Origin of the sequence: Streptococcus caprae (genome assembly GCF_042649745.1) — a bacterium.
Lineage (GTDB): Bacteria > Bacillota > Bacilli > Lactobacillales > Streptococcaceae > Streptococcus > Streptococcus caprae.
In genome coordinates this window covers 38,847-63,079 of sequence record NZ_JBHRZV010000006.1, presented here as the reverse complement: position 1 = coordinate 63,079, position 24,233 = coordinate 38,847, and the positions used below count along the sequence as shown (strand labels likewise).

24 protein-coding genes are annotated in these 24,233 nt (G+C 45.5%); 20 read left to right on the top strand and 4 right to left on the bottom strand.

Annotation, left to right across the window (positions count from 1 at the left end; genetic code table 11):
• The first annotated feature begins 207 nt into the window (after positions 1 to 207).
• The 6 genes from ACFORF_RS01680 (at position 208) to ACFORF_RS01655 (ending at position 6,234) form a co-directional block, all read left to right on the top strand.
• Positions 208 to 1,557, top strand: coding sequence for a glucose-6-phosphate isomerase (locus tag ACFORF_RS01680; RefSeq protein ID WP_380424777.1), 1,350 nt, complete (start codon positions 208 to 210; stop codon positions 1,555 to 1,557).
• Between the two features lie 108 nt (positions 1,558 to 1,665).
• The gene (locus ACFORF_RS01675) at positions 1,666 to 2,316 is read left to right on the top strand and encodes a DUF4352 domain-containing protein (protein WP_380424775.1); all 651 of its coding nucleotides are present in this window, start codon (positions 1,666 to 1,668) and stop codon (positions 2,314 to 2,316) included.
• A gap of 107 nt (positions 2,317 to 2,423) precedes the next feature.
• Positions 2,424 to 3,122, top strand: a complete 699-nt coding sequence (gene dapD / locus ACFORF_RS01670; RefSeq protein ID WP_380424772.1) for a 2,3,4,5-tetrahydropyridine-2,6-dicarboxylate N-acetyltransferase — start codon at positions 2,424 to 2,426, stop codon at positions 3,120 to 3,122.
• Between the two features lie 310 nt (positions 3,123 to 3,432).
• The gene (locus ACFORF_RS01665) at positions 3,433 to 4,569 is read left to right on the top strand and encodes an N-acetyldiaminopimelate deacetylase (RefSeq protein ID WP_380424769.1); all 1,137 of its coding nucleotides are present in this window, start codon (positions 3,433 to 3,435) and stop codon (positions 4,567 to 4,569) included.
• Between the two features lie 464 nt (positions 4,570 to 5,033).
• Positions 5,034 to 5,567, top strand: coding sequence for a 5-formyltetrahydrofolate cyclo-ligase (locus ACFORF_RS01660; protein WP_380424767.1), 534 nt, complete (start codon positions 5,034 to 5,036; stop codon positions 5,565 to 5,567).
• Entirely contained in the window at positions 5,554 to 6,234 is a 681-nt protein-coding gene (locus tag ACFORF_RS01655) for a rhomboid family intramembrane serine protease (RefSeq protein ID WP_380424764.1), read from the top strand. Before ACFORF_RS01660 ends, ACFORF_RS01655 begins: the two co-directional genes overlap by 14 nt.
• Before the next feature lie 384 nt (positions 6,235 to 6,618).
• On the opposite strand, the gene ACFORF_RS01650 is transcribed toward ACFORF_RS01655, so the two are convergent.
• Positions 6,619 to 7,641, bottom strand: coding sequence for an NAD(P)H-dependent glycerol-3-phosphate dehydrogenase (locus ACFORF_RS01650; protein WP_380424761.1), 1,023 nt, complete (start codon positions 7,639 to 7,641; stop codon positions 6,619 to 6,621).
• A 168-nt stretch (positions 7,642 to 7,809) separates the two neighbouring features.
• Between ACFORF_RS01650 and ACFORF_RS01645 the strand changes: the two genes are divergently transcribed.
• Genes ACFORF_RS01645 through radA form a run of 3 tightly spaced genes read left to right on the top strand, consistent with a single transcriptional unit; the run spans position 7,810 to position 10,098 of the window.
• Entirely contained in the window at positions 7,810 to 8,253 is a 444-nt protein-coding gene (locus ACFORF_RS01645) for a dUTP diphosphatase (protein ID WP_380424759.1), read from the top strand.
• Positions 8,254 to 8,255: 2 nt separating this feature from the next.
• On the top strand, positions 8,256 to 8,744 hold the full coding sequence (locus tag ACFORF_RS01640; protein WP_380424756.1) for a hypothetical protein: 489 nt from the start codon (positions 8,256 to 8,258) through the stop codon (positions 8,742 to 8,744).
• A complete protein-coding gene (radA, locus tag ACFORF_RS01635; protein WP_380424754.1) occupies positions 8,737 to 10,098 on the top strand; it encodes a DNA repair protein RadA in 1,362 nt (453 codons plus the stop codon). Before ACFORF_RS01640 ends, radA begins: the two co-directional genes overlap by 8 nt.
• A gap of 40 nt (positions 10,099 to 10,138) precedes the next feature.
• On the opposite strand, the gene ACFORF_RS01630 is transcribed toward radA, so the two are convergent.
• Positions 10,139 to 10,633, bottom strand: coding sequence for a hypothetical protein (locus ACFORF_RS01630; protein WP_380424752.1), 495 nt, complete (start codon positions 10,631 to 10,633; stop codon positions 10,139 to 10,141).
• A 237-nt stretch (positions 10,634 to 10,870) separates the two neighbouring features.
• Here ACFORF_RS01630 and ACFORF_RS01625 point away from each other — a divergent pair, with 237 nt between their 5' ends.
• On the top strand, positions 10,871 to 11,584 hold the full coding sequence (locus ACFORF_RS01625) for a TIGR00266 family protein (RefSeq protein ID WP_380424750.1): 714 nt from the start codon (positions 10,871 to 10,873) through the stop codon (positions 11,582 to 11,584).
• A gap of 9 nt (positions 11,585 to 11,593) precedes the next feature.
• Positions 11,594 to 11,725, top strand: a complete 132-nt coding sequence (locus tag ACFORF_RS01620) for a hypothetical protein (RefSeq protein WP_380424748.1) — start codon at positions 11,594 to 11,596, stop codon at positions 11,723 to 11,725.
• Between the two features lie 35 nt (positions 11,726 to 11,760).
• Here the strand turns inward: ACFORF_RS01620 and ACFORF_RS01615 are convergent, their stop codons facing one another.
• Positions 11,761 to 12,963 carry an MFS transporter gene (locus ACFORF_RS01615; RefSeq protein WP_380424745.1) on the bottom strand — a complete coding sequence of 401 codons (1,203 nt, stop codon included), beginning with the start codon at positions 12,961 to 12,963 and terminating at the stop codon, positions 11,761 to 11,763.
• A gap of 124 nt (positions 12,964 to 13,087) precedes the next feature.
• Entirely contained in the window at positions 13,088 to 14,224 is a 1,137-nt protein-coding gene (gene lctO, locus ACFORF_RS01610) for an L-lactate oxidase (RefSeq protein ID WP_380424742.1), read from the bottom strand.
• Positions 14,225 to 14,542: 318 nt separating this feature from the next.
• Between lctO and ACFORF_RS01605 the strand changes: the two genes are divergently transcribed.
• The 9 genes from ACFORF_RS01605 (at position 14,543) to jag (ending at position 24,196) form a co-directional block, all read left to right on the top strand.
• Complete coding sequence (locus ACFORF_RS01605) at positions 14,543 to 14,989, top strand: LytTR family DNA-binding domain-containing protein (RefSeq protein WP_380424740.1); 447 nt, start codon at positions 14,543 to 14,545, stop codon at positions 14,987 to 14,989.
• A 5-nt stretch (positions 14,990 to 14,994) separates the two neighbouring features.
• Positions 14,995 to 15,690: a hypothetical protein gene (locus ACFORF_RS01600; RefSeq protein ID WP_380424737.1), complete on the top strand. Its 696-nt coding sequence runs from the start codon at positions 14,995 to 14,997 to the stop codon at positions 15,688 to 15,690.
• A gap of 79 nt (positions 15,691 to 15,769) precedes the next feature.
• Positions 15,770 to 17,014, top strand: a complete 1,245-nt coding sequence (locus tag ACFORF_RS01595) for an MFS transporter (protein ID WP_380424734.1) — start codon at positions 15,770 to 15,772, stop codon at positions 17,012 to 17,014.
• Between the two features lie 57 nt (positions 17,015 to 17,071).
• A complete protein-coding gene (gltX, locus tag ACFORF_RS01590) occupies positions 17,072 to 18,529 on the top strand; it encodes a glutamate--tRNA ligase (protein WP_380424731.1) in 1,458 nt (485 codons plus the stop codon).
• A gap of 162 nt (positions 18,530 to 18,691) precedes the next feature.
• Positions 18,692 to 19,882 (top strand): argininosuccinate synthase, encoded by a 1,191-nt coding sequence (locus ACFORF_RS01585; RefSeq protein WP_380424730.1) that lies wholly within the window; start codon positions 18,692 to 18,694, stop codon positions 19,880 to 19,882.
• Positions 19,883 to 20,261: 379 nt separating this feature from the next.
• The gene (argH, locus tag ACFORF_RS01580; RefSeq protein ID WP_380424728.1) at positions 20,262 to 21,656 is read left to right on the top strand and encodes an argininosuccinate lyase; all 1,395 of its coding nucleotides are present in this window, start codon (positions 20,262 to 20,264) and stop codon (positions 21,654 to 21,656) included.
• A 90-nt stretch (positions 21,657 to 21,746) separates the two neighbouring features.
• On the top strand, positions 21,747 to 22,109 hold the full coding sequence (rnpA, locus tag ACFORF_RS01575; protein ID WP_380424725.1) for a ribonuclease P protein component: 363 nt from the start codon (positions 21,747 to 21,749) through the stop codon (positions 22,107 to 22,109).
• Positions 22,051 to 22,905, top strand: a complete 855-nt coding sequence (locus ACFORF_RS01570; RefSeq protein ID WP_380424723.1) for a YidC/Oxa1 family membrane protein insertase — start codon at positions 22,051 to 22,053, stop codon at positions 22,903 to 22,905. The genes rnpA and ACFORF_RS01570 overlap by 59 nt, the downstream gene beginning before the upstream one ends.
• A 76-nt stretch (positions 22,906 to 22,981) precedes the next feature.
• A complete protein-coding gene (gene jag, locus ACFORF_RS01565; protein ID WP_380424721.1) occupies positions 22,982 to 24,196 on the top strand; it encodes an RNA-binding cell elongation regulator Jag/EloR in 1,215 nt (404 codons plus the stop codon).
• Positions 24,197 to 24,233: the final 37 nt, after the last annotated feature.

Here is a 24,233-nt window from a genome sequence, read left to right as displayed (position 1 = left end):
GAGTTCCTTTTAATGTGTTTGTGGTGAACTACATTATATCTCTCTGGGATGTTTTTTCATACTCTCAACTGGCTAACTTCATTTTAGAACTTTCAAAAACTATGAAAATGTATGATTTTCGATTAAACTACACAAAAAACATTGAAAAAATAGGCATAAAAAGGTAAGATAGACGGGACACTGTTTTTTTAAGAGAGGACATTCAACATGACACATATTCAATTTGATTACTCAAAGGTTTTGGGCCAATTTGTAGGACAACATGAGATTGACTTTATGCAGTCTCAGGTTAGTGCGGCAGATGCCTACCTCCGTCAAGGCACTGGACCTGGTTCTGATTTCTTGGGCTGGCTTGATCTGCCAGAAAACTATGATAAGGAAGAGTTTGACCGTATCCTAGCGGCGGCTGAACAGATCAAGAGCGACAGCGAGGTTCTTGTCGTTATCGGTATCGGTGGTTCTTATCTGGGTGCCAAGGCTGCAATCGACTTCCTCAACAATCATTTTGTCAACTTACTTTCAGCTGAAAATCGCAAAGCACCGCAAATTTTATACGCTGGAAACTCTATTTCGTCAACTTACTTGGCAGACCTTGTCGAGTACGTTCAAGATAAGGACTTCTCAGTTAACGTTATCTCTAAATCAGGGACAACGACTGAGCCAGCCATTGCCTTCCGCGTTTTCAAAGAACTCTTGGTCAAAAAATATGGCCAAGAAGAAGCCAACAAACGTATTTACGCAACGACAGACAAGGCACGTGGTGCAGTTAAGGTTGAAGCAGATGCCAACGGTTGGGAAACTTATGTTGTTCCAGACAATGTCGGTGGCCGTTTCTCTGTTCTGACAGCTGTTGGACTTTTGCCAATCGCAGCTTCAGGTGCTGATATTAAAGGCTTGATGGAAGGGGCAAATGCAGCACGCTTGGACCTTCAGTCTGACAAAATTTCAGAAAACATTGCCTACCAATACGCAGCAATCCGCAATGTTCTCTACCGTAAAGGCTATGTGACTGAAATCTTTGCCAACTATGAACCATCTCTCCAATACTTTGGTGAATGGTGGAAACAGTTGGCTGGTGAGTCAGAAGGTAAGGACCAAAAAGGAATTTACCCAACGTCAGCGAACTTCTCAACAGACTTGCACTCTCTTGGTCAATTTATCCAAGAAGGCTACCGCAATATCTTTGAAACTGTTTTACGTGTGGACAAACCACGTAAGAATATCCTTATTCCAGAAATGGCTGAGGACCTTGATGGACTTGGCTACCTGCAAGGTAAGGATGTGGACTTTGTGAACAAGAAGGCGACTGACGGTGTTCTCTTGGCCCATACTGATGGTCAAGTGCCAAACATGTTTGTGACCCTTCCTGAGCAAGATGCCTTTACCTTGGGTTATACCATTTACTTCTTCGAGTTGGCAATCGCCCTTTCAGGCTACCTTAATGGGGTTAACCCATTTGACCAGCCAGGTGTTGAAGCCTACAAGAAAAACATGTTTGCCCTCCTTGGAAAACCAGGCTTTGAAGAACTCAGCGCTGAACTCAATGCCCGTCTCTAATATGAACTTAGCCAGTCCACTAGGGCTGGTTTTTCTTGCATTTTTTCTTCAAAAGGGGTTGACGATATATATATAATGGTTTTATCAAGACTTTTGAGGAGAAAAATGATGGCGAAAAAGATTAAAGATGAGCAAGGAAATGTTTATGTACAAAAGAAACCGTTTTATAAGCGTTGGTGGTTTATTCTTTTGATTGTAGTCATTGCCTTTGGTGTAATCGGTGGGAACAAAGGCAGTGATAAGCAAATAAGTAAGACGACAGAGCAAACCACGGTTTCTCAAGAAGTTCAAACAAATCAAGAAGATAGCTCTACTTCTGAAAGTGAAGCTACTGCTAAGAACGAATCTAAAGATACAGTTTATGCTGTGGGGCAAACATTCACAGTTGGTGACATGACTTACCTTGTAAACTCCGTTTCACAATCAACAAATGTTGGAGGAGAATATGGGAAAAATGCATCAGGTATCTATGAAATCGTAAATGTTACTGTAACAAATAATGGAAAGAAAGCAACTACTGTTGATAGTGATTACTTTACTCTCTTGAATGGGGAGGTTGAATATTCTTCAGATTCTGCAGCAGGAATTTATGCCAATGATGATGCTAATTTCTTCTTAACAGAAATTAATCCTGGGAGCTCAATTACCGGGAATGTTGTGTTTGATGTTGCATCAGAAGTTGCCTCAACTCCAGGATTGCAGCTTCAGGTTCAAACAGGATTTTGGGGTACTCAAACAGGTCTTGTAGCCTTAAATTAATTTTATTCGTATAGACCTCCTCGGAGGTCTTTTTCTTTCGTCAAATACCTTTCAAATTTTCTGAATATTTGCTATAATAGTTGAAATCTATTGTTTAGGAGAATGACATGACTGCTACAAAAATGTCTGCACAAGAAATTATTGCTTTTATCGGGAATGCTGTGAAAAAAACAGCTGTTAAGGTTACTTTTGAAGGGGATTTGGCTGGTCAAGTGCCAGAGAGCGTGACCAAACTTGGCAACGTCCTTTTCGGTGACTGGAAAGATGTTGCGCCACTGTTGGAAGGTTTGACTGAGAACAAGGACTACGTGGTAGAAAACGACGCTCGCAACTCTGCTGTGCCATTGCTGGACAAAAAAGACATCAATGCCCGTATCGAACCAGGTGCTATCATCCGTGACCAAGTGTCTATCGGCGATAATGCCGTTATCATGATGGGTGCGGTCATCAATATCGGTGCGGAAATCGGTGCTGGAACTATGATCGACATGGGTGCTATCCTTGGTGGCCGTGCGACTGTTGGGAAAAACAGCCACATCGGTGCAGGTGCGGTACTTGCTGGTGTGATTGAGCCAGCCTCTGCGGAGCCTGTCCGTGTCGGGGATAATGTATTGGTCGGTGCCAATGCCGTTGTCATCGAGGGTGTCCAAATCGGTAGCGGTTCAGTTGTTGCGGCGGGGGCTATCGTGACTCAGGACGTTCCTGAAAACGTTGTGGTAGCGGGTGTTCCAGCTCGTATCATCAAAGAAATCGACGCTCAAACCCAACAAAAAACAGCCCTTGAGGAAGCGCTGCGTAACTTGTAATTGAGAGTGGGACAAAAATCAGTAACTCGTAGAGTTTGATTTACTTCGCTTCTGAGTTTTTGGGCTCGGGCTGAAACGGTCTCTTCCCAGAACGTTCCACTCCCACCTCAGCATAGCTAAAATAGTCTGCTCGACTATTTTAGGTTGGGGAGATGAAGCAAACAAGGTTTGCATCATTTATTAGGGCTCTAAAAGCTGATAAAATCAGCGAATTAGAACCCACTCAACCACTGCGTCTTGCAAGTGGTATCTTATAACGTTAGAAGCAGAGTACTTTTATCTCAGCCTCTCTTTCATTAAAGGAAACAATATGACACTTGATTTATTGGCAACTCGCCGTGCTCTCCACAAGATTCCTGAGATTGGTCTGGAAGAATATAAAACTCATGCTTTTTTGATGGAAACCATCGCAGAGCTGACTGCGGATAAGGACTTTGTGGCTGTCAAAACCTGGAAGACAGGGATTTTGGTCATGGTCCATGGCTCTGCAGCGACAAAGACAATTGGCTGGCGGACGGATATCGATGGGCTGCCCATTGTGGAGGAGACAGGACTTGACTTTGTCTCTGAACATGCAGACCGTATGCATGCCTGTGGCCACGATATCCACATGACCCTAGCTCTGGGCTTGTTGGAGCGACTTACCCAAGTCCAACCCAAGGAAAACCTGCTCTTTCTCTTTCAGCCGGCTGAGGAAAACTTTGCTGGGGGCATGCTCATGTACGAAGATGGAGCTTTTGGGGATTGGTTACCAGATGAGTTTTATGGGCTTCACGTTCGGCCAGACTTGAAAGTTGGCCAGTTAGCGACCAATCGTTCAACGCTTTTTGCAGGAACCTGTGAGGTCAAGATCACCTTTACTGGACAGAGTGGGCATGCGGCCTTTCCTCACACTGCCAATGACGCCCTAGTTGCTGCTAGTTATTTTATTACTCAGGTTCAGTCAGTAGTCAGCCGAAATGTGGATCCGATTGAAGGGGCAGTAGTGACTATTGGTTCCCTACATGCTGGGACGACCAATAACATTATTGCGGGCGAAGCCAAACTTCATGGGACTATTCGTGCCCTAACCCAAACCATGAGCCTTCATGTGCAGGAACGAGTCCGTCAGATTGCAGAAGGTGTGGCTTTAGCCTTGGGGGTCGATCTGGCTATTGAACTTAATCCTTCCGGTTACCTTCCCGTTGAAAACCATCCTGTTTTAGCAGATGAGCTCATGAATTTTTTTGGCAATAGCGGAGCGCTAGAGGTTATTGATTGTCCGCCTGCTATGACGGGAGAGGACTTTGGGTATCTCCTGAACAAGGTTCCAGGTGTTATGTTTTGGTTAGGTGTGGATACACCTTATCCCCTCCATCATCCTAAGATGAGCCCTGACGAGACGGTTCTTGAACTTGGGGTGACTGAAATTGCTAAATTTTTATCACATAAGATTAATTCAAACTAGAAGCCAAAACGGTAGCTGAAGATATCAACTACCGTTGGTTTTTTGTAAAAAAACCAATCGAGCGGGGACTCGATTGGCAAAAAAAGGGTGAAAGTAGAATCCCTCCTACCTTCAGGAGATTTATGAAAAAGGGAAATAGGAAAGTTTCCCATACTAGCTAGAGAAGCTAGTAGTTTTAGGATGTTTTAAATATAACAGAGAAACCTTAAAGAAACCTTAAAATAAAGAAAAAATAATCAAAAAAGAAAAAATAATATCTCATAAGAAAAATCTTAGAAGATAAACAAATAGAGGTTTTTTGTCAAAAAAATTAGAAATGAAAGATATGAAAGCTTAAAATAATCACAACTTATTTTCTGATAGTTGTGATTATATTGGAAAAAATCCTCTGTCTAGGGTTGATTTTTCGATTTCTCTTGCGTCTAGAATCGGAAAAAAAGCTTTAATCATGGTATGATAAGAACATGAAAAAAATTGACATTCGACATGAGATGCTGAGTTTACTCAAATCTCAATCCCAAACTGAAAAAGAACAAGCAGATAATCGTTTCTTAGAAAAACTAGTTGCCAGTCCAGCCTACCAATCAGCTAAGACCATTGCAACCTATTTGTCTTTTCCCCATGAATTCGCAACATCAGCCTTGATTACTCAGGCCCTAGCAGATGGAAAACAGGTTTGTGTTCCCAAGACTTTCAAAGGTGGACGGATGATTTTTGTGGCCTATGATCCGCATGATTTGGTGGAAACCTCGTTTGGGCTCTTGGAACCTGGTTCCTCTGTAGAGGTTGATAAGGCTACCATTGATCTGATTCACGTGCCTGGTCTCGCCTTCAACAAGGACGGTTTTCGCCTAGGTTATGGTGCTGGATTCTATGACCGTTATTTGGCAGACTATGAGGGCCAGACGCTGTCAACTCTCTACAGCTTTCAGCGGGCCGAGTTCGAACCGGATGATTATGATATTGCAGTGAAGGAGTTACTAATTGATGAAAAATGATTTTCGCCGTTACCCAGCGACTTGGGGCATCCTGATTGTGACAGCCTTGGTTTTTGTGGGAATGTTTCTTATTTTTCAAGGTCAGATGACAACCAGTTGGGCAGTTTATCTGTCAGGTGGCATGTTGGGTGAAGCGGTTAAGCTTGATCCCACTCAACTTTGGCGACTGGTGTCACCGATTTTTGTCCACATTGGCTTTGAACATATCCTGATGAATGGAATCAGTATTTATTTTGCGGGACGAATGGCAGAGCAGATCTTTGGATGGCGTCGGTTTCTTGTCTTGTATCTCTTGGCAGGTGTATTCGGGAATGCTTTGACCTTATTCTTCACGCCAGATGTGGTCTCGGCAGGGGCCTCAACTTCCATTTTTGGGCTCTTTGCAGCCATTGCCATTCTTGGTTACTTCGGTCATAACCGTTATCTGCAGGAGGCAGGGCGGACCTTTACAGTTCTGATTGTGCTCAATCTGATGACCAATATTTTTTCTCCAAATGTCAGTCTTGTTGGGCATCTAGGTGGTGCCCTGGGTGGTGCCATTTTAGCCCTGGCCATCCCAAGTCGGGTAGAACCCAATCTTTTTACCAAACAAAAACGGGGCTTGGCTTGGTTGGCCTACCTCGCAGTCATTGTTGTTATGGTTGGGGTGCCAATTTGGTTAACTTAAAGTTTCCTCGATTTTTTGTCAAGTCGCTTATTGTTTAAGTTTTATCTCAAATGCTAGTATAGACATTTAAATTAATCTTGATGCATCGTTATTTTCGACTTGCCCTACCCAAGTACTGTCTGTTTCTCAAAGCTCTTCATATTGTCTATAGTATTCCTAAAGAGGAAATGGTAGGCAACTTGTGGAGAAAGGGCTAAGATTTCAAGATTGATACCCACTCAAAATCTCAATAGCTAAGGCAGGTTGACGGAGACATAAGAGATTTAGGCAAGGAAACCTAACGACGTCTAGTTTTGATTATGGAAGAGTAGGAATTGTTGAAAATTGTAACTGACTCTATGATGACAAAAAGGAACCCATCTGGATTCCTTTTTGTGTTGATATTTAGTTTTGGCCCCATTCATTTTCTGATTTGAAGGCGTTGGACATCATGCCGAGGATGCTTTCCTTGATGTCAGCTCCTTCGTAGATGACCTTATAGATAGCGGTGGTAATCGGCATGTAGACACCGAGCTCTTGGGCGATTTCATAGGCAACCTTAGTAGTTGAGATACCTTCGATGACCATGCCCATGTTGGCCTCGATATCTTCGAGTTTCTCCCCGCGTCCCAGAGCATCTCCAGCCCGCCAGTTACGGGAGTGGACAGAAGTTCCGGTAACGATGAGGTCGCCGACACCAGATAGACCGCTGTAGGTCAAGGGATTAGCACCCAGTTTAACACCGAGGCGGGTAATTTCAGCCAGGCCACGTGTAATGACAGCAGCTTTAGCGTTGTCGCCGTAGCCAAGTCCGTGGAGGGCTCCAGCACCGACAGCGATGATGTTTTTAAGCGCTCCAGCTGTTTCGACACCGATAACATCTGTGTTGGTGTAGAGGCGGAAGTAGTGGTTGCTGAAGAGGCTTTGAACATAGCTGGCAGCTTCAAGGTCTTTTGAGGCAGCGGTGATCAAGGTGATATCACGTACAATTGTCTCCTCCGCATGACTCGGTCCAGAGACAACAACGATCTCGCTCCGCCATTGTTCCGGAATCTCTTCCTCAAGAATAGTGGACAGGCGTTCATGGGTGCCAGGCTCAAGCCCCTTAGAAGCGTGCATAATAGTGACCTTATGGTCCAATAGCTCAGCGACCTGTTTCGCAACGAGGCGAGTCACCTTGGTTGGGACAACAAAGAGGACGGCCTCAGCATCCTGCAGAGCTTCTGCCAAATCTAGAGTAGCCGTAATTTTTTCGTCAAGGACAATATCCTTGAAATAATGGGTATTGGTGTGATGGGTGTTGAGTTCTTCAATTTGTGCGGGAATATTTCCCCAAAGGACAACCTGATGGCCGTTGTCATTGAGGACCTGGGCAAGAGCAGTTCCCCAAGAACCAGGACCGAGGATGGCAATTTTTTTCTGTGTCATTGATTTCTCCAATTCTGTGTGATAATCCGATAAGAAAAGGGTTTCTTTTCCACCATTATATCATATTTTAAAGAGAGACCTAGTGAAGAACCTTGTGGGTGTCCAAGAAAGTACCTCATTTTACGAATATATAGTATAATGGTTAAAACTAATGAAGAGGATAATAAGATGAGACTACGTGGATTTGAATTGGTATCAACCTATGATAACCAAGAACTCTTGCCAAAACGGGAAACAGCCCATGCGGCTGGCTATGACCTCAAGGCCTGCGAGCGGACAGAAATTGCACCAGGAGAAATCAAGCTGGTTCCGACAGGGGTCAAGGCCTACATGCAATCCAACGAGGTGCTTTACCTCTACGATCGCTCGTCCAATCCCCGTAAAAAGGGCCTGGTTCTCATTAACTCGGTGGGTGTCATCGACGGGGACTACTATGGTAATCCAGGAAATGAAGGACACATTTTTGCTCAGATGAAAAACATCACAGATGAAACGGTTGTTGTAGAGGTTGGGGAGCGGATTGTTCAGGCTGTATTTGCCCCATTCTTACTGGCTGACGGCGATGTGGCGACAGGTCAGCGAACAGGTGGCTTTGGAAGCACAGGAGACTAGTGATGCAAATGATGCCCTTTCAACCTCAGGCTTGTCAAGGCTATCATACAATCTTTCAAAGAGGTATCGGTGGCTTCCTATACTTGGGATTTTTGCCCGATGGCGACAGACTTCTCTGCATTTCCAGTCAGTACCTCTCACTCATTAACTTGCTAACGGGCGAGGTTCGAGAGATTGATGGCGACTATGATGAGGAGTCTCTCTTGGCTTACGGTGAGGGAATGGCACAGACTATTGACATTGTAGGACAGACTAGCGGAGCCTTGCCTTTGACCAATCAAGCAGAGGTAACTGTTTCTGCCTCTATTGACAGAACAGGACCTTATCCGATTTGTTCGATTTTTTGGCAAAAAGCAGAGCAGCCGCCTTACTTGATATTTGAATCTTATCTCCCCTATGTTTATGGCTTTAGCCCGGATGGGAGGTATTATGTTCATGCTGATGACGGTGGCTTAACCGTTTTACGAAAAAAGGAGGAGTCGAGTGGCTAAGAAAAAATCAAACTTCGTCTGCCAGGAGTGTGGCTACAATTCGCCCAAGTACCTGGGACGCTGCCCTAACTGCTCATCCTGGTCTTCCTTTGTTGAGGAAGTTGAAGTGGCGGAGGTCAAAAATGCGCGTGTCAGCCTGACAGGTGAGAAGACCAAGCCCGTCAAACTTAAGGAAGTCACCTCTAGTACGGTGGCTCGTAATAAGACGGACATGGAGGAATTCAACCGTGTTCTCGGTGGCGGTGTCGTGCCTGGGAGCCTGGTCCTTATCGGTGGGGACCCTGGGATTGGGAAGTCAACTCTTCTTTTGCAAGTATCGACCCAGCTTGCTGATAAGGGGACTGTTCTTTACGTCTCGGGGGAAGAATCAGCGGAGCAGATTAAACTGCGCAGTGAGCGCCTTGGCGATATCGATAATGAATTTTATCTCTATGCGGAGACCAATATGCAGAGCATTCGAGCTGAGATTGAAAAGCTCCAGCCGGACTTTCTGATTATTGACTCCATCCAGACCATCATGAGCCCTGAGATTACTAGTGTTCAGGGGTCTGTTTCTCAGGTGCGCGAAGTCACAGCAGAACTCATGCAGATTGCTAAAACCAACAATATTGCAACTTTTATCGTTGGCCACGTGACCAAGGAAGGTCAACTGGCAGGGCCGCGAATGCTGGAACACATGGTGGATACGGTCCTTTATTTTGAAGGGGAGCGCCAGCATACCTTCCGTATCTTACGGGCTGTGAAAAATCGCTTTGGCTCAACCAATGAAATTGGAATTTTTGAGATGCAGTCGGAGGGTCTAGTTGAGGTCCTCAATCCCAGCCAAGTCTTTCTAGAAGAGCGCTTGGATGGGGCAACGGGCTCTGCTATTGTTGTGACCATGGAGGGAACTCGGCCCATCCTTGCTGAAGTGCAGGCCTTGGTAACGCCAACTGTTTTTGGTAATGCCAAACGGACCACAACGGGTCTGGACTTCAATCGGGTCAGCCTCATCATGGCGGTGTTGGAAAAACGTTGCAATCTTCTGTTGCAAAACCAGGATGCCTACCTCAAATCGGCTGGTGGGGTCAGACTGGATGAGCCTGCCATCGATCTTGCGGTTGCGGTGGCTATCACCTCCAGCTACAAGGAAAAACCAACCAATCCCCAGGAATGTTATATCGGGGAGATTGGTCTGACTGGAGAAATTCGTCGAGTCAATCGTATCGAACAACGCATTAACGAAGCTAGCAAGCTCGGCTTCACACGAATCTATGCTCCAAAAAATTCATTGGTGGGACTCAAGTTGCCTCAGACCATTGAGGTTATCGGAGTAACCACCGTAGGTGAAGTTCTTAAAAAAGTATTTGGATAGTAAAAAAAGACGGTCACCGACGACCGCCTTTTTCAATGGATTAGCTTTCTTCAGTTTCCGTAGTTGCTTCGGTCTCCGAAGAGGTTTCTGGATGTTTATCAAAGAAATGTTCCACAGTATCCTTGACCTCTTGAACTTTTTCCTCTACGTTTTCGCCAGCGATGCCACCGTAGACTTCGACAGTATCCTTAGCATCCTGGATTTTTTCTTCCACCGTTTCAGCGGCGATACCACCGTAGACTTCTACGGCATCCTTGGCATCCTGGATTTTTTCTTCCACAGTTTCCGCAGCGATACCCCCATAGACTTCAACGGTGTCTTTAGCATCCTGAAGAGTTTCACCTAGTGTATCTGTAAATTGCTTAGTTTTCTTCTGGATTGAATTGTTCAAGTCGTTGAGCTTATCTGCCCCTGTCTTGATCAGTTTTTTTCGCTCTTCCTCAGAAAGGCTAAGAAAAGCCAGTGTTGCGGCAGTGGTGACTGAAGCTAAACTGATGAGGATAGGTGTGATAACGGGTTTATGTTGCTTAGCCATAGTGGGCCTCCTTTTAAAACGGTTAGGATTAGCTTTTTGATTTGTGACAACTTTTAATATATTCTATATTGCTATCTTAAAACTTTATTTTGTTTTTCTCAACTAAAAAGTTTGAAAACGCATTATTTTTGATGAATAGGGGGATTCTTCTAATAGATTTAAGTTTTTGCTTGCTTTTTAAGCAGATGAGGTTTAAAATAATTGTATCAAAACAATAAAACAAAAAGGAGCTTTGCTATGTCTGATAATCGTATGAAGTACACAATCGACGCCAATATGCAGTTTCCACTGGTGGAAATCGCTCTTGAAGCTGGGGAATCAGCATATATTCAGCCGGGTTCGATGGTCTACCATACACCGAGTGTGACGCTCAATACCAAACTCAACGGTCGCGGGGCTGGTCTGGGCAAATTACTGGGTGCTGTTGGACGGTCTATGGTGTCAGGCGAGTCTATGTTTCTGACCCGAGCAGTATCTAATGCTGATGGTGGGGTGCTGGCCTTGGCACCTTCAGCACCGGGTCAAGTCATTGCACTGGAACTTGGGGACAAGCAGTATCGTCTCAATGATGGTGCCTTTTTGGCTCTGGATGGCTCAGCTCAGTATCGGATGGAACGTCAGTCAGTCGGACGGGCCTTCTTTGGCGGCCAAGGTGGACTCTTTGTTATGACGACGGAAGGTCAGGGAACTCTGCTTGCTAATGCCTTTGGTTCTATTAAGAAAATTGAGCTTAACAATCAAGAAATGACCATTGATAATGCCCACGTGGTCGCTTGGAGCAAGGAATTAAACTACGACATCCATCTGGAAAATGGGTTCTTCCAATCCATTGGAACAGGCGAAGGAGTGGTTAATACCTTCCGTGGCACTGGGGTGGTCTATGTTCAAAGCCTCAATTTACAGACCTTTGCTAGTCAACTGCAAGGCTATATCGTGACTAGCTCTAACTAGGAGAATGATATGAAAAAAACCAACCTCGCTTTATTGGCTGTGGCGCTTTGCCAGCTCTGCCTATTTATTTCGAACAAGTCTCCTGTTTTCGGTGGTTGCGCCCTAATATTTTTAGTTGCGGCCTTTCTTGGTGAAAAATAGCAAAAGAGCACAAGTTAGTGCTCTTTTTATATATCCTACTTAGATTGCTTATAGGTTTCGGGGAGGCTGATGACTGCCAGAATGTAGAAGCAACACATGACACTCCAAAAGATGTGAGCTGCAGCTAGACCAAAGTTGGCAAGGATCATACTCCATAAGAAGGTCAGGATGGTATAAAATCCATAACAAAGCGCCCAGATGATTCCAAACATAAGAGTTGCTTTTTGTGGATACATATCAGGGAGTTCGTGGGGGAGATTGAGAAAGACAGGGTATTGTAAGAAGACAAGGAAGCCTGATAAGAAGAACAATCCATATGACAGAGCTGATGAAATAGGTGCCAGGAATAAGCCTGCAGTCGTGACGATAATTGCTAAGATTCCCATTAGGATTAAGTAAGGGCGGCGTGGACGGTTGATGTTTAATTTGGTCATCAAAAGAGTCGCTATCATGCCTCCACCTGATACGGCAAGTAGCATGTAACCAGAGTTGAAGTCCTTATGGGCTCCAGCCAAGGTTGCTGGTAGGCTAGTCAAGGTCATAACATAGAGGAAGAGAAGAGCCGCAAAACCAGCTGAGAATCGCCAAATAAATGAATCTTTAATAGCCATAGCATAGGAATAATCCTGGTTGGTATTGGCATTGCTTGTTTCAAAATCCTCAGCCTTTAGCATCCAAATCAAGAACATAGCTGCAGAAACAAGTCCGATAAGAGAGAGTGTGATGCGCCAGTCAGCCCGCATCAAATCGGCGAAAAAGAGAAAGGCAACAGCCATGATGAAAGCCCCGATATTATAGGTGGCTGTAATTAGAGAAGATACCAGCAATTTGTGTTTGGGCGCAATAAAGCGTACCACCAAGGGGTTCATGTAAACCATAATCATCGATCCCCCAAGGGCCATAATCATGCGCGCCCCAGTATAGAGCCAAAAATTGGGCATCCAAACGGCAACGAGGGAAAAGAGTAGGAGGGCAAAGGCTAGACTAGATGCTTTTTTAGCACCTAATTTTATGAGGAAGTAGGCGGCTAAAAAGTTGGCAAGAGCTCTAGCAATGGTAATTGTATAGTTGACAACCTGGCTGATTACAGGCGAAACTGGTCCATCAAAGTAGGTGCTGGTAATCTCGGGCCCCAAGTTTGATCCGCCGACCCAACTGGCAGCAAAGGTAATATAGGCTACCACCAAGGTAAAGAACATGAGTAGCCCGGTTTTGGTTGAGATTTCTTTGTTTTTCAAGTGAAAAACCTCCCTTTTAAAAATAGGTCTGATTCTATGAAGTAAGTAGCCAGGACAGGAAGAGGTAGTAATCATCTGCCACAGGCTACCGTTCAAGGGTGACGAGGAAAGTCTGAGTGAAGTTCTAAACTAGATTGAGCGTATCAGGATCAAACGGGAAAGAAGAGTCATACTTGTTGTCGCGTAGTTTGGTCTTCTTAATGTCTGCGATGGTTTGGGTACCAGCCAGTTGCATGACCATCTTGAGTTCGTTGTTGAGGTGCTCAAAGACTTGGCGCACACCATGGCTACCACCGAGGGCAAGGCCGTAAATGGCTGGACGACCGAGCGCTACCAGATCTGCTCCTGAAGCCAGGGCTTTAAAGATGTGTTGGCCGCGACGAACACCAGAGTCAAAGACGATTGGCACACGGCCAGCGACTGCTTCAGCCACTTCCTGGAGGGAGTCAAAGGCAGCAGGTCCACCGTCTAATTGACGGCCGCCGTGGTTGGTTACCCAGATACCAGTAGCACCGGCCTCCATGGAAATTAAGGCGTCTTCTGCAGATTGCGGGCCTTTGACGTAGACTGGGAGGCCAGAGTATTGGGCGATGTACTCGATGTCTTTTGGTGTCAGGGCTTGTTTGGCTGACTTGTAGACGTAGTCCATGGTCTTACCGACCCCTTCAGGCAGGTATTCTTGGACGATTGGCATGTTGACAGGGAAGACAAAGCCGTTACGCTTGTCCACTTCACGGTTGCCGCCAACGGTCGCATCAGCTGTTAGGACGATGGCCTTGTAGCCTTCTGCCTTGACACGGTCCATGATGTTGCGGTTGATGCCATCGTCTTTACTGTAGTAAAATTGGAACCAATGTGGTGTGCCATTGAGGGCTTGGGAAATCTCAGGCAGGTCTGTAGTCGCGTAAGAGCTAGTGGTGTAGATGGTGCCAAACTCACTGACACCCTTTGCAGAAGCGACTTCCGCTTGTTCATTGGCCAATTTGTGGGCGGCCACAGGTGCCATAATGATCGGCGATGTCAGAGTATCGCCGTCAAAGACGACATCCGTCGTCGGATTTTCAACTCCGCGCAAGACCTGCGGAATGATCAGTTTGTGGTTGAAAGAGCGAATGTTTTCACGCAGGGTAAAGGTATCTCCCGCACCGCTAGCAATGTAGCCAAAAGCTCCTTTGGGAATGACAGACTGAGCCATTTTTTCTAAGTCCAGGACATTGACGAAATCGATAGGCCCTTCGGCCGTACTTGTTCTATAAGTCATCTATGTTTCTCCTTTTTTCGCAATGTTGCGTTTTTAATTTTGACGGTTTTATTCTAACATAGATTTCTCGAGTGGGGAGTACTGGAGCTTGTTTTTTGTTTTGCGAAGCCAAGCGTCTGTTTGCCTCCCTATCCAAGTTCCAACAACTTCGTAGGAGATTTCTTTTTGCATAGAAAGAAGGCCTTAATGGTGATAACTTTAGGGGTTGTGAGGTACCACTTACAGCTCCTCAGTGACCACTTACTGAAAATACCTTGTGCTTTCTTGAGGCCTTGGTATAATAGGGGTATCAAAAAGAGAGGTGAAAGGAGGATGCTGATGAAGGTTCGGATCGAGTTGGATGACAATTTTGATGACGTAGAAGTCGTCATTCGAGCTAAGCAGGTTACGGATGAAGTAGCGCAGATTCAACAGGCCCTGTCCCAGTTAAGTCGGCCACAGCTGATTTTTTACAAGGGGACCAGTGAGTACTTCCTGGACCTAGCGGACATTCTCTTTTTTGAAACGGATGGGACCAAGATTTTTGCCCATAGTCGGACCGATGCCTACGAGGTTCGACTCAAACTTTACGAGCTAGAGGACAGCCTGCCACGATATTTCTGCCGTGTCGCCAAGTCGACAATTATCAATGCCAAGAGTATTTATTCTATTGATAAGTCCTTTTCTGGGACTAGCACGGCCTCCTTTTATGAGACCCACAAGCAGGTCCATGTGTCACGACATTACTATCAACTTTTGAAAGAAAAACTACGGGAAACGAGGTAAGAAATATGAAAAAAACATTGATAGGATTGGGATTAATCGCCCTTGCAGGTTATCTGCTCTTTGGTGGTTCGTTTAACTTACCCCACTTAGGTATCTCCCTCTGGTTACTGATTTTCGTGGTTGGATTTGGTCTTGCGACTCTGCAAAACCTCCTACGGAAAGACTGGACCAGCAGCTATGTTTGTGGTGTGATTACCTTTATTCTGCTGAACCATCATTTTGACTGGTTAAAAGTGAGCACTGGTGTCTTCATCTTTGCTGCAGTTTTGGCTGGTGTCGGTCTACAAATTCTTTTTCGCCCCTTAAATTCCACGATAACTATCAAGGGAAAAGGAATTCATGAGTACATTGGCAGTGAGAAGAAATCTTCTGCGAAAAAAGCCAGTGGCGCAGACACTGTCTTTGGGTCCAATACCCGTTACGTTAATGGAGATGTGACGGAGGTTGGTGGTGATGTAGTTTTTGGTAGTTCTATTCTCTACTTTGACAACGCCCATCTGCCCTTGGGGCATGCTACCTTCTCAGGGGATGCTGTCTTTTCCAGTGTCAAACTCTATGTGCCTCGCGATTGGACTGTTGAGTTTACCGGTGATCGGGTCTTTAGTTCGGTCAAATTGGATCCCAGCTATACAGCAGCCACAAACAAGCTCTACGTAACAGGCGACCTGGTCTTTAGCAGCCTAGTGGTTGAATATATTTAAATTTTTTAGAGCAGGAGACTGCTCTAAAAAATTTAAATACATGTGTCTGAAAATTCTGTAAATTAAACAAGGAGAAACCATGAAAAATTTACTTAAGAACAAACTCTTTTTAATCCTTTTTGCCAACGACCTCTTGTCCAACTTTGGGGATGTCCTTTATTATCTGGCTCTCATGTCCTATGTTCTGCAGCTCCCAGATGCGAAAGTAGCCATTGCCCTGGTCAGTGTATCGGAGAGTCTGCCGATTTTGACAGGATTTGTCATGGGCCATGTGGCGGATCGCACACTAGATAAGCTGGGCAAGATTTTTCATACGCTGCTGTTTCGGGTGGGGCTCTATAGCTTGGTCGGCATCGTTATGGGCTTTCAACCCGCCCTTTGGGTAGTCATGGTGGCTGCGGCGATCAACTTTTTCTCTGACTTGGCTGGTCAGTATGAGAACGGACTCTACATTCCTTTAAGTCTGCGGATTGTAGCGGATGAGGATAGGGAGGCTTCGTATTCCTTTAAGCAAGCGGTTGGCTTTGTGACAGCCATCGGCTTTCAGTCTCTTGGTGCGGTCTTCGTATCGGTGATGAGCTACCAGGCGCTAGCTTTTGTCAATGCAGGAACTTTCTTGCTTAGTGCAGGTATTCTTTTTCTGATTAAGTCTCCTATACAAGCGCTGCTATCCGCTAAACCAATCCTCGTTCAAGACAAGCAAGAGGGTGAAAACCTAGCCCGTAACCTCTGGCGGAGCATGAAGGAGGCGGTAGAGGCCTGTTTATCTATTCCTGAATTGCGTCAATCTATTGTCCTTACACCACTTTTAAACGGCTTATTTAACATTTTGTCCATCCTGATTGCGGTAATCATCAGCCAGGATAAGCAGTTTGTCCTTATCAATCCTGCAACGACCTTGGCAGCTATTAGTGTTGCTCAACTTTTAGGCGGCATCCTGGGCAGTGTTTTAGGGATGAATGCTCTAAAATCGGTTTCTATTGGAGCTATCCTTCGCTCAGCAACTCTTTTGGTGCCATTCTTGTTCCTCTGCCTGTATCAACACTGGCTGTATGGCTTGTTCTTCTTGGTCTTTTTAGCCTTGGTTTTAGCTGCTGCGGTCAACCCGAAGATGAATGCCCTCATTCTCAATAGCCTACCGGAAGAAAAGCTGGCGCTGATTTCAGGTGGGATTGGGACCTATTTTCAACTGGGCAGCCTAGTTCTACGTTTGATTGTATCCGGCCTCATCCTTTTCTTGCCTGTTGAAGGCGTTAGTCTGGTCTTCGGACTGGTGGGGGTTTGCATGATAATCTATGCCTATAAAGGGCGTAAGTCAAGCTAGACCCTAGGGGCAAATCGTGCTATAATAGAAACGATTGAAACCAAACAGGAGAAAAGCATGTCTAACGAAATTCGTGTGCGTTACGCACCAAGTCCAACGGGTCTGCTCCACATCGGAAATGCCCGTACAGCCCTCTTTAATTACCTCTATGCCCGTCACCACGGCGGGACTTTCCTCATTCGTATCGAGGATACTGACCGCAAGCGCCACGTCGAAGATGGCGAGCGTAGCCAGTTGGAAAACCTGCGCTGGTTGGGGATTGACTGGGACGAGAGTCCAGAGACCCACGAAAACTACCGCCAGTCTGAGCGTTTGGAACTCTACCAAACCTACATCGACCAACTCTTGGCAGAAGGCAAGGCCTACAAGTCCTACGTGACCGAGGAAGAATTGGCAGCGGAGCGTGAGCGCCAAGAAGCAGCAGGCGAAACCCCGCGCTACATCAACGAGTACTTGGGCATGTCCGAGGATGAAAAAGCAGCCTATATCGCTGAGCGTGAAGCGGCTGGCATCATCCCGACTGTTCGTTTGGCTGTCAATGAAGCTGGCATCTACAAGTGGACCGATATGGTCAAGGGTGACATCGAGTTTGAAGGTGGCAACATCGGTGGTGACTGGGTCATCCAGAAAAAAGATGGCTACCCAACCTACAATTTTGCCGTCGTTATCGATGACCATGACATGCGGATTTCCCACGTCATTCGTGGGGACGACCACATCGCCAACACACCAAAACAGCTCATGGTTTATGAAGCCCTCGGTTGGGAAGCGCCAGCCTTTGGTCACATGACCTTAATCATCAACTCTGAAACCGGGAAAAAACTGTCCAAACGCGACACCAACACCCTGCAATTTATCGAAGACTACCGCAAGAAAGGCTACCTGCCAGAAGCGGTCTTTAACTTTATCGCCCTTTTGGGTTGGAACCCTGGCGGTGAAGAGGAAATCTTCTCTCGTGAGCAGTTGATTGAACTCTTTGATGAAAACCGCCTCAGCAAGTCGCCAGCTGCCTTTGACCAGAAAAAACTGGACTGGATGAGCAACGACTACCTCAAACGTGCGGACCTAGAAACTGTTTTTGCTCTCTGCAAACCCTTCTTGGAAGAAGCAGGTCGGTTGACAGACAAGGCTGAAAAGTTGGTCGAACTCTACAAGCCACAGCTCAAGTCGGCAGACGAAATCGTACCGCTGACCGACCTCTTCTTTGCGGACTTCCCTGAATTGACGGAAGCTGAAAAAGAAGTCATGGCTGGCGAAACCGTTCCAACCGTTCTAGAAGCCTTCAAGGCGAAGTTGGAAGCCCTCTCGGATGATGAGTTTGTCGTGGATAACATCTTCCCACAGATCAAGGCTGTCCAAAAAGAAACTGGCATCAAGGGCAAAAACCTCTTCATGCCAATCCGTATTGCTGTTTCTGGTGAAATGCATGGCCCAGAGTTGCCAGACACAATTTTCCTCCTCGGACGGGAAAAGTCAATCCAACACCTTGAAAATATGTTGGCAAGATTAAATTAATTGACATCAAGAAGACCTCCTTTGGGGGTCTTTTTTTGAATAATTTTGTAAAATCATAAGAAAAATGTAAAAATATACTTGACAAAGGAATAAAAATACAATAAAATGAGTTCATAACTTGTTTTTATACAAAGATAATCAGAAAGAAAAGAGAAAAAAACAATGTCAAAAGAAAAGGTTATTTTAGCATATTCTGGTGGTTTGGACACCTCTGTCGCCATTACCTGGTTGAAAAAGGATTACGATGTTGTGGCCGTTTGTATGGACGTCGGCGAAGGCAAGAATCTGGATTTTATTCATGATAAGGCCTTGACGGTCGGTGCAATCGAATCTTACGTTTTAGATGTTAAGGATGAATTTGCGGAAGAGTTTGTTCTTCCTGCCCTTCAGGCCAATGCCTTCTACGAGCAAAAATACCCACTCGTATCAGCTCTCAGCCGTCCGATTATTTCTAAGAAATTGGTAGAAATCGCCCATAAGGAAGGGGCGACCACCATTGCTCACGGTTGTACAGGGAAAGGGAACGACCAGGTGCGGTTTGAGGTAGCGATTGCAGCACTAGATCCAAGTCTCAAGGTCGTGGCTCCTGTTCGTGAGTGGAAGTGGTCTCGTGAGGAAGAGATCGAATACGCTAAGGCTAATGGTGTTCCTGTGCCTGCTGACCTGGACAATCCTTACTCTGTGGACCAAAACCTCTGGGGGCGTGCCAATGAATGCGGCGTCTTAGAAAATCCATGGAATGAAGCGCCAGAAGAAGCTTTTGGGATTACTTCATCTGTTGAAAATGCACCGGACCAAGCTGAGTATGTAGACATTACCTTTGAGGCTGGGAAACCAATAGCTCTCAATGGCAAAGCTATGAAACTAGCTGACCTCATCCAAGAACTCAACGTCATCGCTGGCAAGCACGGTGTTGGTCGGATTGACCACGTTGAGAACCGTTTGGTGGGAATCAAGTCACGTGAGATTTATGAGTGTCCAGGAGCAATTACCCTCCTAGCAGCCCACAAGGATATCGAGGACTTGACCTTGGTACGTGAGGTATCCCACTTCAAACCAATCCTGGAAAATGAACTGTCAAACCTCATCTACAACGCCATGTGGTTTAACCCAGCAACCCAGGCTATCATCGCCTACATCAAGGAAACACAAAAGGTGGTCAATGGTACAGCCAAGGTCAAACTCTTTAAGGGGTCAGCCAAGGTTGTGGCACGTCAATCACCAAATTCCCTCTATGATGAAAATCTAGCGACCTACACTGCCGCAGATAGCTTTGACCAGGATGCAGCTATCGGTTTCATTAAATTGTGGGGACTGCCAACTCAGGTTAATAGCCAAGTGAACAATAAGTGAACAATAAGTAAGGAACTTTTCAGTCTTGGATTGTGAACTTCAGATAATGGTGGTCAGAGAGCCCCGTCTGAACAGCATGTAGACGTATTTTGTTGGAAAGCCTCCAACAGGATTTTCCAGAGTGGGATTCAGAGAGGTCCTTCGGAACCAAATAAGTTTACCCTGTGAGGTAATTTTGGAAATAGATGCCCAGAGAGGCAAGCTAGGAGAGGTTGGAAATCCGATTTTCAGCCTCTACTTTTTTATCAATGCTCTTTTGAAAATTCAGTATAGATTGTTAGGCTCTCCTATGCTTGTGACAACCTAATCTGACGAACGAGATTTTGATTACCGATAGAAAACAAATGATAAAAGGAACCATTCATAGAAGGAGTGCGGGATGACACAAACGGAAAATCATAAATTATGGGGCGGCCGCTTTGAGGCCAGTCTTGAAGCGTGGGTAGAAGAGTTTGGGGCCTCCATCTCCTTCGACCAAAAGATGGCAGAGTTTGATATCACGGGTTCTTTGGCTCATGTGACCATGTTGGGAGAGACGGGTATTATCAGCTCGGACGAAGCAGACCAGATTAAACAGGGGCTGAAAGAGCTCCTAGTGGACTTCCATGCAGGTAAGTTGGTCTTTGATGTGACCAATGAAGACATTCACATGAACATCGAGAGCCTGCTCACAGCTAAAATCGGTCCAGTTGCTGGTAAGCTCCACACCGCACGCTCCCGGAATGACCAGGTGGCGACTGACATGCACCTCTATCTTAAGGCCAAGTTGAGTGAGGTTCTGGAGAAATTGACGGCCTTGCGGACCTGTCTGGTGACCTTGGCCGATGAGCATGTGGAGACCATCATGCCAGGATACACTCACCTGCAGCATGCCCAGCCCATTTCCTTTGGGCACCACCTTATGGCCTACTACCAAATGTTTACCAGAGACAGCGAACGCTTCGCCTTTAATATCCAGCATACGGATTTGTCGCCACTTGGTGCAGTGGCCCTGGCTGGGACGACCTTTCCTATTGATCGTCAGCTAACATCAGATTTGATGGGCTTTGCGGCACCCTATGTCAATTCGCTGGATGCGGTGTCGGACAGGGATTTCATTTTGGAATTTCTAGCTAATAGTTCCATCCTCATGATGCATATGAGCCGGCTCTGCGAGGAACTGATCAACTGGTGTTCGCATGAGTACCAGTTTGTCTCCCTGTCGGATGCTTACTCAACGGGATCCTCTATTATGCCTCAAAAGAAGAATCCGGACATGGCAGAGCTGATTAGAGGCAAGAGTGGTCGGGTCTACGGCAACTTGGTCGGGTTCTTGACGGTCATGAAATCCCTGCCCTTGGCCTATAACAAGGACCTGCAAGAGGATAAGGAAGGGATGTTTGACACAGTTGAGACCATCCTACCTGCATTAGCGATTCTGACAGGTATGTTGGAAACCATGACGGTGAATACGGCCACCATGGCCCAGTCGACAGAGAAAGACTTCTCTAATGCGACGGAGTTGGCCGATTATTTAGCGGCCAAGGGTCTGCCCTTCCGTGAGGCCCATGAGATTGTTGGCAAGTTGGTTCTAGACTGCACCAAGGTAGGGCATTACCTCCAAGATGTCCCTTTGGAAGTTTACCAGTCCATTTCTCCTCTCATAGAGGCAGATATCTACCAAACCCTCCAGTCCAAGACAGCTGTGGAGCGTCGCAACTCTCTAGGAGGAACCGGATTTGAACAGGTGAAAGTTCAAGTGCAGCAAGCCAAACAAGTCCTGGCATCGGAATGAAACTAAAAGCCAATCTCAATAACATGAGATTTTTGGCTTTTTTTGATTTTATGGTATAATAGATTTAATTTAGAAAGATGGAGTCCAAATGTGAAAAAAAGCTACCGCGTCAAACGAAACACGGACTTTCAGGCGATTTTTGAACAGGGAAAGAGTAAGGCTAATCGTAAATTTGTGGTCTACTACCTTGAGAAAGACCAGCCACACTTTCGAGCAGGGCTCTCTGTTAGTAAGAAATTGGGTAATGCTGTGGTGCGAAATCGAACCAAGCGTAAAATTAGGCATTGTCTACAAGAATTTTCAGCCCATCTCGCTCAGAATGTGGATATGGTCATCATCGCTCGTAAGGGAGTTGAGGACTTGGATTATCAAGATGTACAGAACAATCTCCGCCATGTACTTAAACTCGCAAACATATATCAGGAAGGTTTCACCAGTGAACAAAAAGATTAAACTTACAGGACTTGCAGGGGCTGCCCTCTTGCTTTTATCTGCCTGTGGTCGCAGTGACATTACAAGTCAATCGTCAGGCTTGTGGGAGCAGATTGTCTATTTCTTTGCCCAAATGATTAAAGCGCTCTCCTTTGGGGGGCTCGTAGGCGTTGGGATTGTCCTCTTTACCATCTTGATTCGCTTGGTTATGTTGCCTCTTTACAATCAACAAATCAAGTCCAGTCGGGAGATGCAGGAAATTCAACCAAAATTAAGGGAAATCCAGCTCAAGTATCCTGGCAAGGATACAGAGAGTAGGATGCTGATGGCAGAGGAGCAACAGGCTCTCTATAAGGAACATAACATCAATCCTTATGCTTCGCTTTGGCCGCTTTTCATCCAGATGCCAATCCTGATGGCCCTTTATCAGGCTTTGACTCGTGTTGAGTTCTTGCGTGTTGGGAAGTTTCTTTGGATGGACTTGGGAAGCCCTGACCCCTACTATATCTTGCCGATTTTAGCAGCAGTCTTTACCTTCCTCTCGTCTTGGTTGACCAATAAATCTGCCAAGGAATCAAATACCATGCTGACGACTATGACCTTTGTTATGCCAGCTATGATTCTGTTGATTGCGCTTAACATGGCTAGCGGGGTCGCCCTTTACTGGACAGTCTCTAATGCCTTTCAGGTTGCTCAAATTATGATTTTTAACAATCCTTTTAAATTGATAGAAGAGCGTCAACGCATCGTTCAAGAAGAGAAAGAAAAAGCTGCCCGTAAACGTCGTGCCATGAAGAAAGCACAACGTAAAAAATAGTATAATCGTTTTATCGTTAATCTGATTTTGAAAAGAAAATAAGAGTTACTAAACTCGTAAATTAAGGAGTACAATCATGGTTTTATTCGCAGGAAAAACTGTTGAAGAGGCTATTGAAAAAGGATTAAAGGAGCTCAACATTCCACGGATGAAGGCACACATTAAGGTAGTGTCTCGCGAGAAAAAAGGCTTCCTTGGTTTTGGAAAAAAACCAGCCCAAGTGGATATTGAAGCGATAAATGATGCAACAGTCCACAAGGCCGATCAAAAGGCTGTTAAGGGTGTTCCCGATTATGTTAATAAGCAAAATGACCCTGTAACAACTCGGAGCCAGGACACTGTCGAACTTGGAAAGGTGACAAGCCTGATCAAGAAGATGGAAGAACGTGGTGAGACAGTTGAGCCTGAGGTCAAGGAACAGATTCTTGAAAACAAAAAGACTCCGCGCTCTATTTTAGAAGAGACTGGTATTCTTTCCATTTTTGATGAACTTAAAGCCATTGAGGAAGATGACAAGGCTGATGACATTTTAGCTGAGGCTGAAACCAGTCAGTCTCCGGTTAAGAATGAGAAAATCTTAGCTTTCCCAGGAGCTAAACGTCAGGCTGAAGTACCTGCCTCTTCAACTGAGGAAGAAGAGGCAGAAACAGCTGAAGAAACTCTTGTTGAAGTAGCCGAAGAAGACGCTCTCAAAGTTACTGAGGAAATCCAAGAAGAGCCTGAAACTCAGGTTTCTACTTCTGATGAGCAATCAGCCCAAGATGATTCATTTGAGGCCTTTATCGCGAATGAATTCCCACACACCCAAGAAGAAGTTGAGTTTAGCAAGGACATCGAAAAGGCTGCCCAGGATGTTGCAGACTACGTCGATAAGATTATCTATGAGATGGACCTTGAGGCCCAGATTCATGTCAGTCATAACCGTCGTCAAATCAACCTGCAGATTGAAACTCAGGAGCCAGGGCGCGTGATTGGCTACCATGGTAAGGTTCTCAAATCCTTGCAGTTGCTGGCTCAGAACTACTTACATGATCAATACACCCGAAATTTTTCTGTCTCCCTTAACGTTCATGATTACATGGAACATCGGACAGAAATTTTGGAAGAATTTGCCCACAAGATTGCTAACCGCGTGCTAGAGTCTGGTCGAGACTACCTCATGGATCCAATGAGCAATGCAGAGCGTAAAATCATCCATAAAACCATCTCTAAAATCTCAGGCGTTGAAAGCTACTCCGAGGGAGATGACCCTAACCGCTACGTTGTCGTTGTAGCTCGTAAGGATTATTAAGACTCTTCCAAAATCGAAACTATAGGGCGTTAGCTTT

Excerpts from the sequence above, each read along its gene's own strand:
- ACFORF_RS01605 (WP_380424740.1), top strand. The coding sequence starts at position 14,543 with ATGAAGGTTCGGATCGAGTTGGATGACAATTTTGATGACGTAGAAGTC.
- ACFORF_RS01665 (WP_380424769.1), top strand. The coding sequence starts at position 3,433 with ATGACACTTGATTTATTGGCAACTCGCCGTGCTCTCCACAAGATTCCT.
- ACFORF_RS01600 (WP_380424737.1), top strand. The coding sequence starts at position 14,995 with ATGAAAAAAACATTGATAGGATTGGGATTAATCGCCCTTGCAGGTTAT.
- ACFORF_RS01570 (WP_380424723.1), top strand. The coding sequence starts at position 22,051 with ATGTACTTAAACTCGCAAACATATATCAGGAAGGTTTCACCAGTGAAC.
- gltX (WP_380424731.1), top strand. The coding sequence starts at position 17,072 with ATGTCTAACGAAATTCGTGTGCGTTACGCACCAAGTCCAACGGGTCTG.
- lctO (WP_380424742.1), bottom strand. The coding sequence starts at position 14,224 with ATGACTTATAGAACAAGTACGGCCGAAGGGCCTATCGATTTCGTCAAT.
- ACFORF_RS01660 (WP_380424767.1), top strand. The coding sequence starts at position 5,034 with ATGAAAAAAATTGACATTCGACATGAGATGCTGAGTTTACTCAAATCT.
- ACFORF_RS01675 (WP_380424775.1), top strand. The coding sequence starts at position 1,666 with ATGGCGAAAAAGATTAAAGATGAGCAAGGAAATGTTTATGTACAAAAG.
- ACFORF_RS01585 (WP_380424730.1), top strand. The coding sequence starts at position 18,692 with ATGTCAAAAGAAAAGGTTATTTTAGCATATTCTGGTGGTTTGGACACC.
- ACFORF_RS01680 (WP_380424777.1), top strand. The coding sequence starts at position 208 with ATGACACATATTCAATTTGATTACTCAAAGGTTTTGGGCCAATTTGTA.
- ACFORF_RS01595 (WP_380424734.1), top strand. The coding sequence starts at position 15,770 with ATGAAAAATTTACTTAAGAACAAACTCTTTTTAATCCTTTTTGCCAAC.
- argH (WP_380424728.1), top strand. The coding sequence starts at position 20,262 with ATGACACAAACGGAAAATCATAAATTATGGGGCGGCCGCTTTGAGGCC.
- ACFORF_RS01630 (WP_380424752.1), bottom strand. The coding sequence starts at position 10,633 with ATGGCTAAGCAACATAAACCCGTTATCACACCTATCCTCATCAGTTTA.
- dapD (WP_380424772.1), top strand. The coding sequence starts at position 2,424 with ATGACTGCTACAAAAATGTCTGCACAAGAAATTATTGCTTTTATCGGG.
- ACFORF_RS01620 (WP_380424748.1), top strand. The coding sequence starts at position 11,594 with ATGAAAAAAACCAACCTCGCTTTATTGGCTGTGGCGCTTTGCCAGCTC.
- ACFORF_RS01640 (WP_380424756.1), top strand. The coding sequence starts at position 8,256 with ATGCAAATGATGCCCTTTCAACCTCAGGCTTGTCAAGGCTATCATACA.
- ACFORF_RS01625 (WP_380424750.1), top strand. The coding sequence starts at position 10,871 with ATGTCTGATAATCGTATGAAGTACACAATCGACGCCAATATGCAGTTT.
- jag (WP_380424721.1), top strand. The coding sequence starts at position 22,982 with ATGGTTTTATTCGCAGGAAAAACTGTTGAAGAGGCTATTGAAAAAGGA.
- ACFORF_RS01645 (WP_380424759.1), top strand. The coding sequence starts at position 7,810 with ATGAGACTACGTGGATTTGAATTGGTATCAACCTATGATAACCAAGAA.
- ACFORF_RS01650 (WP_380424761.1), bottom strand. The coding sequence starts at position 7,641 with ATGACACAGAAAAAAATTGCCATCCTCGGTCCTGGTTCTTGGGGAACT.